This is a genomic window from Agrobacterium sp. MA01, assembly GCF_009650195.1.
Taxonomy (GTDB): Bacteria; Pseudomonadota; Alphaproteobacteria; order Rhizobiales; family Rhizobiaceae; genus Allorhizobium.
In genome coordinates, this window is record NZ_CP045855.1 from 77,020 (window position 1) to 88,243 (window position 11,224).

Here is an 11,224-nt window from a genome sequence, read left to right on the forward strand (position 1 = left end):
GCGCTCAACCGCCGCCTGCGCTATCCCGGCCACTCGTTCTTCGCAGGGCTGTCAGCCCCGCTTGTCCCTCGCAGCAGGGATGCTCGGCCGCAGTTGCGTCAGTCCGGCCGTTCGGCGGTCCGGGAGGTGTCTTCGAGAAAAATGAAGACAGGAAGGGCTGGCAAGGCGCCGGTTCGGAACTCTCCCGGAAGGAAAAAATCCCATGCAGATCATGAAGGTTGACCCACGCGCGCTGAAGGAAAACCCAGACCGGATGCGCCAGTCGAAATCCTCGCCGCAGGCCGATGCGCTGATGCTGGCGACAATCAAGGCGGTTGGCATCGTCCAGCCGCCCGTAGTGGCACCGGAAGTAAATGGCGGAAACGGCTACATCATCGACGCCGGCCATCGCCGCGTCCGGCTTGCCATCGCCGCCGGTCTCGAAGAAATCGAGATCCTCGTCGTTGACGCCGCTAACGACAATGGCGCGATGCGTTCGATGGTCGAAAACTCGGTTCGCGAAGCACTCAACCCGGTTGATCAATGGCGTGGCATCGAACGGCTCGTCGCTCTCGGCTGGACGGAGGAAGCGATTGCCGTCGCTCTCGCCCTTCCCGTCCGCCAGATCCGCAAGCTACGCCTGCTCGCCAATGTCCTGCCGGGCATGCTCGAACAGATGGCCTTGGGCGATATGCCGAACGAACAACAGTTGCGGGTGATCGCGGCGGCCGGCCAGCTCGACCAGAAGGAGGTCTGGAAGGCGCACAAGCCGAAGAAGGGCGACACAGCGCCCTGGTGGCAGATCGCAAATGCCCTGACCAAGAAGCGCATGTACGCTAAGGATGCGAGCTTTGGTGACGATCTTGCCCAAGCCTATGGGATCGAATGGGTCGAGGATCTCTTCGCACCGGCCAACCAGGACGGTCGATACACCACAAATGTCGAGGGATTTCTCGGTGCCCAGCATGAATGGATGACCGGCAATCTGCCGAAGCGCGGCGCGATCGTCGAGGTCAACAGCTGGGGCCAGCCGGAACTGCCGAAGAAGGCTGCCCAAGTCTACGGCAAGCCGTCCAAGTCCGACCACGCGGCGCTCTATCTCGATCGTGACGGCAAGGTGCAGACGGTCCACTACCGCATGCCAGAGGCGGCGAAGCAGAAGGGAGGCGGTGGCGACGGCTTTACCCGCGGCACTGATGATAGCGACGCGATCGCAGCGCCGAAGGCTCGGCCAGACGTCACGCAGAAGGGCCACGACATGATCGGCGATTTCCGCACGGACGCGCTGCATGACGCGCTCGGTCGCGCGCCGATCGAGGATGACATGTTGATGGCACTGATGGTCCTGGCCTTCGCTGGCCAGAATGTTCGCATCGACTCCGGTGCTGACGGGACCTTCTACGGCGGCAAGCGCCTCTCGCGTCATGCCGTCGGACTGTTTGGCGAGCATGGCAAGCTCGCCTTCGATCAGGATACGCTTCGAGTTGCCGTTCGCTCGGTGCTGGTCGATGTACTTTCATGCCGCAGGGGCATGTCCAATAGCGGCATGGTGGCGCGCATTGCCGGTGATGCGATCGGAGCCGATAAATACCTGCCGAACATGGGATCGGAAGATTTCCTCTTGTGCCTGTCGCGCCAGGCGCTGGAAGCGTCTTGCGCCGAGGCATCGATTCAGCCACGGCAGAAGGTGCGCGAAACCCGCGCAGCGCTCGTGGAGCATTTTGCCACCGAGCACTTCGTCCATCCGTCCGGCCGCTTCGCACCGCCGGCCGACGAGTTGCTCGCGTGGATCCGGGCAAGCTCCACTACGGATGTCATCGGTGCGGGCGAGGGCGACGGCGGCCAAGCTGACGACCCTGCTGATGAACAGGAGGGTCAGGTCGAAGGAGATGCAGATCACGATGCTCTGCAGGACACAGACGTCGCAACCGATGACGACGACGATCAGGACTTCAATCAGAGGGCAGCAGCATGACCGCCGCCCTAACCTTGAACATCGTCGCACCCACCCCCGATTTTTCGGGGGTGGAGTTTGCCACCAGTGCCGATGGCATGCCCGTCGCTCGCATTGATGACTTGGTCCTTGCCATGGTCACATCACACAGCGGCTTCGCGTTCCTTGCGAGTGCCGTCGCCGTTCGTCGGCCGCTGGCACAGCTGACGCGCGCCGACTTCTTCGGTCATGATGGCCGGGTGGCCAATGAGGCCGAGTTTCGAATGCGCGTCGCCGAGACGGCCGGTCATAAACACGATCTGGCCAAGCTCAACCGCGTGCAGACCCGCATGTCGGCGAGCACGCCCTGGGGCGGTTCACAGATGGCGGTCGTCTACGCCGAAGGCGTTGTCGCCCACAGTACGGCCGGCCACGGCGGCTTTCACCTCTCTTCCGATCGCAATGCTAAAGTCCATCCGCTGCTGCGGAAGGACACGCTCTGGTACGAGGAAGACTGCGAATGGGCGATCGTGGCGATCAGTTTTCCGGACCTGTTCACCGACTGCGAGCGGTCAATGGCAGAAAAGACCATCCGCAATACCTGGCCCGACGTCTGGGAGAAGATCCACGGTTGCTCGCTCGCCGAGGGTGAGAGCTGGGCGAAGGATCGCCGGGCGTTCGATCAACGTCATGCGTCAGACTATGTCGTCACCTCGGCAATCTTCTCCGATAAGAACCCCGGAATGACTGAGGTCGTGGCGGTCGTCGCCGGTGATAGAGGGGCGGGTGACCGAAAGGCCTGGGATAATGAACGTCGCTTCCTTGTGCCGAGCGACGAATATGCCAGGCGCGGTAGGTTCGGATTTGTGATCGATCCCGACCGTCATGCCGAATATCATGGGCCATCCTCATTTCTCGGCTGGCGAAGCCGGGGGATCGGGTCATGATTGATGTCCTCGCATCGAGATCGCTGGCGACGGCAGTCAGTGCCCGGCGTGAGACCCTGCGGCATCTGGATTGTCTGACCCGCCAGATTGCGGCGCGGGCCGGACGTAAGGCGATCACGGTGAAGACCAGGAGCCGGGCGCGCCGGCGATCCGGTCGCCGTCTCTATCATCAGGAGCTTGTCGAGCGCCTGGCCTTCGAGCGGTGGAGCGAACTCGACACGCTCACATGCAGGCTGGTGGTGCAAGAGCAGATCATCGACGCGCTCGAGCTTCACGGTCACGCGCCTGTTTTGCCTCTCGCGGGATAGGTGGATCTGACGCGGAGTAGCGGGGCGGCTTGGTCACCATCATACGGTCTTGGCGTCTATTTCGGTGGCGGGCTTGGCCATGCCGTCCCTCTCGGGCTTGCATTTGATATCGGACCCGAGCCGGACTGCCCTTCTTTGTTGCTGCGGTCTGAACCGGCGGCCGATCGTTTCAAGGCCGCTGTCGCGCCGCGTGGCGGCCGATCCAGCCTCTCTGCGCGAGGGCAGGCTCGCGGTCTGCTCAGGTCAAGACCTGCTGGCTCGCAACCCTGCCCCGCTGGCTCAGCCGGATCGGACCTTTGAAGCCGCCCGCCCTTTGCCGGTTCCTGGTCGCCCGCATCGAAGGGCAGACCGGCACGGGCCGGAACCGCTTCGGAAGCCAAGGAAGGAACAGACATGGCCAAGCCCGCCACCCCCAACCGCTCCAACGCACGGGTCTCTCAATCTCGCCGCGGTACCACCCTCGAAATGGTCCGCCTCTCCTGCCCCGATGCAATCCAGGCGCATAAGATCGCGACAAGCTTCGGCACGGCCATCGTCGATAGCGATGGCATCCGTAGCCTGCATGAGCGGCTGATCGTCGAGACCGCCGAGAGCCTCTCCGATGGCATCGGCGAGAAGGCCATGCAGATCCATCTGCAGCGTATCGTCGGAGCCTTCGTCGGATCCGCGCATGGCGCCGGGCAGTTTTACTCCCGCGCCGTCACCGAGGCGCGCGACGCGACCGCCAAGGCGTCGAACGACGCCCGCGATGAGGACCTAGACGGTCCGGTCGGCTATGACAGCGCGGCCCAGCGCAAGCGCGAGTTCGCAGCCGACATGGGCGTCCAGTCCCACGCGCTCCGAATGGCAGCCGAAGGCGCGGTTGCTGCCTACGAGCATGTGGTCGGCGAGACCTGGAAGCCCTTCGACCGGCCGGTCGAGAACCCCGGCGCCTCTCTTGATCGCAAGGCTGCCGAAGCGCAGATGGCGGCTCTCGGATAACACCACCGGCGGTGATGACCCCGCCCCTTTCTCCTCCCCGGGGCCGGCGCCAGACAGCGCCGGCCTTTTCCTTGTCGAAAAGTAAAGCTGGAGACGTACCTGTCGCGGCCTGTCCCGCTCGGCGGTCCTGCAGGAGCCGGGCACCCAAGCAACGGCTTCGCCGTCCTCCACGCTGTTGCGGCCGTTCCGGTGCATGGGCGCACCATCGGCCCCTGACTTCAGACCTCCGTGACGGACCGCGAAAGACGCGGTTCTGAGAAATGGAGAAGGAAGTCATGGGCAGGAAAACGGATAACGATCGCATCGACATCTATACGCGGATCACCGAACGGATCGTAGAGGATCTCGAACAGGGCGTGCGCCCCTGGATGAAACCATGGAGCGCCGCCAACACGCATAGTCGCATCAGCCGGCCGGTGCGCCACAATGGCCTCCCCTATTCCGGCATGAATGTGCTGCTCCTGTGGTCAGAGCAGGTATCGCGCGGTTTCTCCTCCTCGATGTGGATGACCTTCAAACAGGCCCTCGAACTGGGCGGGGCCGTGCGGAAAGGCGAAACGGGCTCGACGGTTGTCTTCGCCAGCCGGTTCACCAAGTCGGTGGCCGACGGAAACGGCAATGATGTCGATCGGGAAATCCCGTTCCTGAAGGCGTATTCTGTGTTCAATATCGAGCAAATCGATGGTTTGCCCGACACCTATCATGCCTCGCCGGCCAAGGTCCGGGATCCTGTCGAGCGAATAGCGCGCGCCGATCTCTTCTTCCGCAACACCGGCGCCGTGATCCGGCACGGCGGCAACCAGGCCTATTATTCGCCGATCAAGGACTTTATCCAGATGCCGCCCTTCGAAGCGTTTCGCGATGCTGCTGGGCACGCGGCCGTCCTCAGCCATGAGCTGACCCATTGGACAGCGGCGGCGCATCGCGTCGGACGTGATCTCTCGCGCTATACCAAGGACCGGACGGAACGTGCCCGCGAAGAGCTCATTGCCGAGCTTGGAAGTTGCTTCCTTTGCGCCGATCTCGGCATTGCGCCAGAGCTCGAGCCGCGGCCCGATCACGCGTCCTACCTGCAGTCCTGGCTATCGGTGCTGGCCAACGACAAGCGAGTGATCTTCCAGGCGGCAGCCCATGCGCAGCGCGCGGTTAGTTTCCTGCATTCCCTACAGCCGGAATCGGAGGTGAAGGCTGCGGCCTGACGCTCAGGCGCGGTCGTCACCGCCTGTGGCGACCGCGTGCTCCTCATCACGTTCGTCCTTGAGACCTTGTGCGAAGTCACCGCCCAGCCTTCCCCAGATTGACGGTTTTTGAGCGTCGAGTTTAGGTTTGCGGGATGGCTTGCGCTCAATGATGAACGGCTTTGTCTGCTGGCGCATTGATCCTCCAGGCTGCGATTCGCCAGTGCAACGATATCGCACAGTGTAAGCTGGGCAAGCGGGTCTACCATGTGAGGGCTTCCAGTCCCCGACTGAAAAAAGCAACGACGGCAGAAGTGGGGGATGGCGCAAGAACATTAGTGCCCGGGCGAGTGCGTCGGAACACCATTGCCATATCCCTCACGTCAGAGTTTTCAGGCAGCCCATCTGCGGGCTCGATGAGGCATGTCTGACCGGAGTCCGGCTGCGCCTCGATCGTCTTCCCGCAACGACAAGGCTCAGATTTCTTACCCCGGAAGGCTGCTCCTTCCTCCTCGCCCGCTAACAAATCTGCGACTTGCCGCCCTTCATTGCATTGCGGCCCTATGGGGTGCGGTCCGATCGTCTCCGGTCTTGTCGACTGCCATCGAGGCCGCGATGGGCGCGGCCCGAACACGAGAAAAGGAATACGACAATGGCAACTATCGGCACATTCACCTCCACAGAAAACGGCTTTACCGGCTCCATCCGCACGCTCGCCCTCAACGTCAAGGCCCGCATCGCCCGGGTCGAGAACCCCTCCGACAAGGGCCCGCAGTTCCGCGTCTACGCGGGAAGCGTTGAACTCGGCGCTGCCTGGCAGAAGACCTCCGAGCAGGGGCGCGACTACCTCTCGGTCAAGCTCGATGATCCGAGCTTCCCGGCCCCGATCTACGCAACGCTCGCCGAGGTTGAAGGCGAGGAAGGCCTCCAGCTCATCTGGTCCCGCCCGAACAGGGACTGATTGAGATTACGAGGCTCCGCCACCGGCGGGGCCTTCTCCTCAGCCGAGAAGTCAAAGCCGGACCCGGCATCGAGCCAGGTCCGGCTTTTTTGGTGGCATACGGTGAGGGGGAGAAGCTGCTCAGAATGAACGATTGTGCCAAGCTGCGATACCGGCCTCAAGGATGAGCGGTTCCCCCCAATTTGCTCCACCTGCCCTCAAGGGCAGATTGCGCAAATCGGCTCCCCCACTCCCCGGCTCTGCCGGTCGCTGGCGCGATCCCTGACCCCGTCATCCCCTCTCGGACCGGTTGGTCATCTTTCACAAACGTCAAGGAGACGAAGATGACCTACGAACTCGAAATCCAGATCGAAGAACTGCGGGCCGAGCTGCGCAACGCTGTCGATGTCGCCGAGCACCGTCAAATCCAGGCCGAGCTCGAAATCGCCCAAGCGGAACTGGCCATCGAGGCGGCCGAGATGGATGGCCTTCTAGAAGCAGAGCCGCCCTTCTGAGGTGGCTGTCATCGCCCGCGTGACTTCGACGTCGATCTGTTCCACTTCCCTGGCGATCCCGTTTTATCGACATTGGGAATGATGCGGATCGTGCGTCCCGCCGCAACCTCACGCCGTCAGAATTTTCCCCGCCTGCGGCTCCTCGCGGCCCAAAATTCAGCCGCCATCAGGTCCTGCGCTGCGCTTCGGCCGTTCCGGTGCAGCACTCCTTCCCGATCCGAATTTCATCCCCGCGACAAAACGCAATCGACAGGAGAAACCAAATGCAACAGCTCGCCAAATTCCTTCAGGCAACCGGCCGCCGCCTTCGCATCCTCGCCAGGGTGATCTGTCACTTCTTCCGCAAGGGCAAGCTCGGCTTGAAGATGGCGATCAAGATCCCGTTCTTCGTCGAGGTCGAATTCAATTTCGAGACCGACTGGAACCGACGGCGTTAAACGCCATACCAGCCCGGTTCGTCGGGCCGGTATCTGCAGCTCAACACCATGGTTCTCGCCGGCCGCTCCATGTCCTGGCGAGACCTTCTGAAACCAGAATATCGCCAAGACTCCGCCCGTCTCGGATCAGTACGCGAAGCCGGCGCCCATAGTGGTCGGTGTCCCACCCCGGCCATCCTTTGAGTTCGAACGAACCTTCGTTGAGGAGTTCAAGCATTCTGTCCGTGGCGCGTTTCCCAGCAGCCAGTTCAGACGAGCATTTCGGCTCACTCACCTCTGGTGTGTCGATATCCGCGACACGAATCTTCTGGCCGTTTAACCAGATCGTGTCTCCGTCGACGACGCACGCCTGGCGCGTGCCAGTGGCGCATTTTTGGAAGACCACGCTCACCTTCGACGTGGCCCCGGACGCGTAAACGTTATTGTCAGCCGAAACAGAGAAAGTTGCAGGAACTGCGAACATCACCGCCAGGATCAGTTTTATGAAGGCCTGACCAGGAGCAACATTATCTGATGCGTTTTCCATGCCTGTCCCTCCAATTCCGACGCCATCTACCAGATATCGGGGCATGATTGACGGACAGTTACTGAGTAGCCGCGGCGCTTCTTCTGCCGGAGGAGATCGAGGAAGAGGACCACGGCCTCTCGCTCGGTTTTGAAATGGTGGCTCATTGTCTGGCCGTTCGTTCCGATACGTCCCCAACACCGCGTCAGGCAAGCTTCGCCGAACAGGTTGGGCTCGATGGCCATCGCATAGAAACGGGCCATGTTTTTCGTAGCGTCCGTCCTCTCGACGTAGAGATGGTAAGGCTGGGTGATCATGTCGGCATGATCCTGTCTCTAACGCTTCCCGTCCAACGAGAGTTTTGAATCGTTCAGACGCAATCGATTCAATTTCGTGATGTCTCGGCGGACAACGGCAGGCCTCTATTCGACCAAAAGGGAACCTGGCCAACATCAGTACCTCGCGCTTGTCATTGCGCAACGTCTATGGAAAGAAGCCGCCTGCCAATTTCAGGAGGGGCAGATGGAAGACGCTATCCAGATCGACAACCGTGGCGACTTTGGTCTCTGGGCCATCGAAGTGGCCAAGCAGATTGTCGCGGATCAGGGGGTTGAACTTGCACGTGCTGCTCGCGATGGTTCTGAAGACGACGTCCGCGTGGCTGGCAATGCTCTTGGCCAAGCCATATCCAACGCGATGATGGAGGTTTTCGACGGACTGACAGAGGGTGTCTCCGGCGAGTAAGCGACCGTCTGAAGCGGAATGCCTATGTCGGGGGCAGTCGGTCCCGGCTTCCGCTTACGCGGCGCTATGCTAAGCCTCCTGCGGCTGCCCGATATCCGACCGAAGCATGACGAGAATTCCCGAAATCACGCCCTGTCGGTCGTCGCTATGCTGATTTCTCCGATGCTCTTCATTGTTCGTCTGAAGGCGCTTCGCGCCATCAAAACCTGCTCAGCTTAACGCAGGTTGTCATATCTTTCCGGCGGAACCAGATGGCGCGCCCGCATCTCAGTGGCGGGTTGCCTGCTGTGAATACGATCTGCTCGTCGGCGCGCATTCGAAGCACTTCGTGTGGCTGGATGAGCGGCCGGGCGGCCAGCTGCTTCGACCGCGTCCGCGACGACCCGCGGGATTGGAAGCTGCGGCTGACCTGATCGATTTCGACCGTCGTCATGCCGCAACGGCGGGAGATGTAGTCTGCGGTCTCCGGATCGTTGATGGCGGCGAAACTGATCCAACTCGCACTCTCGAACCACTTGCTGGAAGCGTCGCGTCCGCCATAAGTTTCTCGCAGCTGGCCGATCGACTGGTAGATCATCGTCAGTGTGATGCCATACTTGCGGCCGGCGTCTCGCGCTGTCTCCAGAATGCGCATGTAACCGAGGCGCGCGATCTCATCGAGCAGGAACAACGCGCGACCTTCCATGGCACCATCCCGATTGTAGATTGCGTTGAGGAACGAGCCGATTACGACACGCGCCAGCCCGGCATGGGTCTCAAGCGTCTTCAGGTCGATGTTGATGAACACATCCGTTTTGCCGGATGCGATATCGTCAGTCCGGAACGTCGAGCCCGACACCACCGCTGCATAGTTCTGATACGAGAGCCAATGTGTTTCCTTGATGGCATTGGCATAGACGCCCGAGAAGGTTTCCGGCGTCATGTTGACGAAGGCGGCCACGTTCTCTTTGACAAAATCCGATCCGGAATTGTCGTAGATATCCTGCAGGCGCTGTCGAAGCTTCGGCTCGGGTTCGGACAAGTTTTCGCGGACTTGGCGGAGCGTTTGCCGCTCCGTTGGTGTGTGACCGGACAGGCAGACATCAGCAATGATCGCCGTCAGGAGCTGCAGGCCGGAGGCACGGAAGAAGTCGTCGCGGACGCCACTCGCGCGACCGCTGTCGCTCATGATCCATGACGCGACAGAGGCGATGTCCTCCTCCTTCGTACCGCCATACTGGCCGACCCAGTCGAGTGCATTGAAGCCCGTCGCGGGTTTCCGCGGATCGAGAATCCTGACCCGCCTCCCCGCCTCCTCCCGATGTTTCGAGACCATGGGCGCGACCTCGTTCGACGGATCGAGCACGACGAGCGATCCGCCCCACTTCAACGCCGTTGGGATCGTCACCGAGGTCGTTTTGAAACCGCCCGATCCCGCAAAGACGATGCCGTGCGATGAGCCGAATGAGCCGTCGAAGCAGAGCAGCGGGGACTTGCCCCCGGCGCCCCAGGTCTCGCCGTTATCGGCACGGAACGAGACACCGGCGACACTGTCGCGGTCCACGCGATATCGTTCACCGACGACGATGCCGCCAGAGCCTGGGAAGAGCTTCTCCGCTTCGGTAAGCTTCATCCAGTCGGCCTCGCCGTGCAAGGCACGCTTGCCGGTAATGCGTGTCGGCGTAGCACGCGCGAAGGCGGCATTGCCGACCATCGCCACACGGATCGCAAAGCAGCCGGACATGAATGCCGCGGCCGCGCCGATCATGGTCGATGGATCCAGATAGGAGAGCGCGGATTGTCCCGCTGGCACCTGTGAGGAAAGCTCTGCCAAGCGCCCGCCTTCTCGCACGCAAGCTATCAGGATGACCGCGGCGTTTCCGATTGCAGCACCAACGCCTGCGGCGCAAATGCTTGCCGAGCCGGCTGTTGCGAACAGCAGAACCAGGGCAAGTGCAGCCGCCGCCACGTAGGGTGCGGCGATCCCTGCTCGTCCCAGAACTATCTTCGCCGCCTCGGTCTGCCCAAACCCGGAGAGCCATGTCTCCATCCCTGTCATCGTGAACACAGTCGCCACCATCATGGCCACGGGCAAAGAGAAGAGAACGACCCTATTCACCTTCATTGCCGAACGCCTTCGTCCCGATTGCCGTCAACCGTGTCCGTTCGCTGTCGTCCGACTTCAGCCGCTGCTGTAAATCGATCAACGCGCCGAGCAAAAGCGCACGCTTCTCGAAGCGAAGACCGGCTTTGACGATCAGGCCCCCAAGTTCGATCTTGTCTCGCGTGTCCCTCTTCCGGGCGTCGGACGTTAGGCTCTTGCTCATGCGCTCAAGCCTCAGTAGTGCCGCCCGAAGTCGTGCCACTCGTGACCGCTTCGGATTGGCCACGGAGCGTGCTGCTTTCCCCCGCCCCTTTCCTTCCGCTCGTACCTGCCTTGCCTCCGCGAAAGCATTTGCCTAATTCCTCGAAAGCCGCTAGGAGCTCCGTCTCCTCGATGTCGACCTCACCAAGCCCCGCCCGAAGCGCAATGCGACCGATACGCTCGGCCTCTCTCGTTTCCGCGTGCTTGAGCTGTTCCTGAAGTTTGGCGATTTCTTTGCGGATCTTGGAGGATGGCTTCTTCATCTCTGGATTGTCCCTGTTGCCTGCATGACGTGGTTGACGCGGCCAGAGTCGTTCAGATCGGCGTGCCGATCTACTGACAGAAATGCGAGTAGGCGGAGCCTACGCTTTTGAGCATCATCCCGTCCGTTCGTAAGGACGGATCCGAAGGGC

The 11,224-nt window shown here is 61.5% G+C and carries 15 protein-coding genes; 9 read left to right on the forward strand and 6 right to left on the reverse strand.

Features of this window, described 5'->3' with window-relative positions; translation table 11 throughout:
* Positions 1 to 202 precede the first annotated feature (202 nt).
* The 5 genes from GH983_RS22375 to GH983_RS22395 all read left to right on the forward strand — a co-directional run bounded on the left by GH983_RS22375 (position 203) and on the right by GH983_RS22395 (position 5,347).
* On the forward strand, positions 203 to 1,954 hold the full coding sequence (locus GH983_RS22375; RefSeq protein WP_153763732.1) for a ParB N-terminal domain-containing protein: 1,752 nt from the start codon (positions 203 to 205) through the stop codon (positions 1,952 to 1,954).
* Positions 1,951 to 2,859, forward strand: a complete 909-nt coding sequence (locus GH983_RS22380) for a hypothetical protein (protein ID WP_153763733.1) — start codon at positions 1,951 to 1,953, stop codon at positions 2,857 to 2,859. Before GH983_RS22375 ends, GH983_RS22380 begins: the two co-directional genes overlap by 4 nt.
* Positions 2,856 to 3,167 carry a hypothetical protein gene (locus GH983_RS22385; RefSeq protein WP_136542978.1) on the forward strand — a complete coding sequence of 104 codons (312 nt, stop codon included), beginning with the start codon at positions 2,856 to 2,858 and terminating at the stop codon, positions 3,165 to 3,167. The genes GH983_RS22380 and GH983_RS22385 overlap by 4 nt, the downstream gene beginning before the upstream one ends.
* Positions 3,168 to 3,560: 393 nt before the next feature.
* Positions 3,561 to 4,148: a hypothetical protein gene (locus GH983_RS22390; RefSeq protein WP_153763734.1), complete on the forward strand. Its 588-nt coding sequence runs from the start codon at positions 3,561 to 3,563 to the stop codon at positions 4,146 to 4,148.
* A 275-nt stretch (positions 4,149 to 4,423) separates the two neighbouring features.
* A complete protein-coding gene (locus tag GH983_RS22395) occupies positions 4,424 to 5,347 on the forward strand; it encodes an ArdC family protein (RefSeq protein WP_153763735.1) in 924 nt (307 codons plus the stop codon).
* Positions 5,348 to 5,350: 3 nt separating this feature from the next.
* Here the strand turns inward: GH983_RS22395 and GH983_RS24195 are convergent, their stop codons facing one another.
* Positions 5,351 to 5,524 carry a hypothetical protein gene (locus GH983_RS24195; RefSeq protein WP_176526944.1) on the reverse strand — a complete coding sequence of 58 codons (174 nt, stop codon included), beginning with the start codon at positions 5,522 to 5,524 and terminating at the stop codon, positions 5,351 to 5,353.
* A gap of 454 nt (positions 5,525 to 5,978) precedes the next feature.
* Here GH983_RS24195 and GH983_RS22400 point away from each other — a divergent pair, with 454 nt between their 5' ends.
* The 3 genes from GH983_RS22400 to GH983_RS24205 all read left to right on the forward strand — a co-directional run bounded on the left by GH983_RS22400 (position 5,979) and on the right by GH983_RS24205 (position 7,218).
* A complete protein-coding gene (locus GH983_RS22400; RefSeq protein WP_052821062.1) occupies positions 5,979 to 6,287 on the forward strand; it encodes a DUF736 domain-containing protein in 309 nt (102 codons plus the stop codon).
* Positions 6,288 to 6,610: 323 nt separating this feature from the next.
* Entirely contained in the window at positions 6,611 to 6,781 is a 171-nt protein-coding gene (locus GH983_RS24200) for a hypothetical protein (protein WP_176526941.1), read from the forward strand.
* Between the two features lie 263 nt (positions 6,782 to 7,044).
* Positions 7,045 to 7,218, forward strand: coding sequence for a hypothetical protein (locus GH983_RS24205; protein ID WP_176526942.1), 174 nt, complete (start codon positions 7,045 to 7,047; stop codon positions 7,216 to 7,218).
* A 40-nt stretch (positions 7,219 to 7,258) separates the two neighbouring features.
* On the opposite strand, the gene GH983_RS22405 is transcribed toward GH983_RS24205, so the two are convergent.
* On the reverse strand, positions 7,259 to 7,744 hold the full coding sequence (locus tag GH983_RS22405; protein WP_097143187.1) for a thermonuclease family protein: 486 nt from the start codon (positions 7,742 to 7,744) through the stop codon (positions 7,259 to 7,261).
* Positions 7,745 to 7,770: 26 nt separating this feature from the next.
* Positions 7,771 to 8,040, reverse strand: a complete 270-nt coding sequence (locus GH983_RS22410) for a WGR domain-containing protein (RefSeq protein WP_097143188.1) — start codon at positions 8,038 to 8,040, stop codon at positions 7,771 to 7,773.
* Positions 8,041 to 8,245: 205 nt separating this feature from the next.
* Between GH983_RS22410 and GH983_RS22415 the strand changes: the two genes are divergently transcribed.
* On the forward strand, positions 8,246 to 8,467 hold the full coding sequence (locus GH983_RS22415; RefSeq protein WP_097143189.1) for a hypothetical protein: 222 nt from the start codon (positions 8,246 to 8,248) through the stop codon (positions 8,465 to 8,467).
* 199 nt (positions 8,468 to 8,666) lie between these two features.
* Here GH983_RS22415 and traG read toward each other — a convergent pair whose 3' ends face one another.
* From traG to traC, 3 genes are read right to left on the reverse strand one after another with little or no spacing between them, the layout of a single operon-like run.
* The gene (gene traG, locus GH983_RS22420; protein WP_153763736.1) at positions 8,667 to 10,571 is read right to left on the reverse strand and encodes a Ti-type conjugative transfer system protein TraG; all 1,905 of its coding nucleotides are present in this window, start codon (positions 10,569 to 10,571) and stop codon (positions 8,667 to 8,669) included.
* The gene (gene traD / locus GH983_RS22425; protein ID WP_097143193.1) at positions 10,558 to 10,773 is read right to left on the reverse strand and encodes a type IV conjugative transfer system coupling protein TraD; all 216 of its coding nucleotides are present in this window, start codon (positions 10,771 to 10,773) and stop codon (positions 10,558 to 10,560) included. The genes traG and traD overlap by 14 nt, the downstream gene beginning before the upstream one ends.
* Before the next feature lie 4 nt (positions 10,774 to 10,777).
* On the reverse strand, positions 10,778 to 11,074 hold the full coding sequence (gene traC, locus GH983_RS22430) for a conjugal transfer protein TraC (protein WP_097143194.1): 297 nt from the start codon (positions 11,072 to 11,074) through the stop codon (positions 10,778 to 10,780).
* Positions 11,075 to 11,224: the final 150 nt, after the last annotated feature.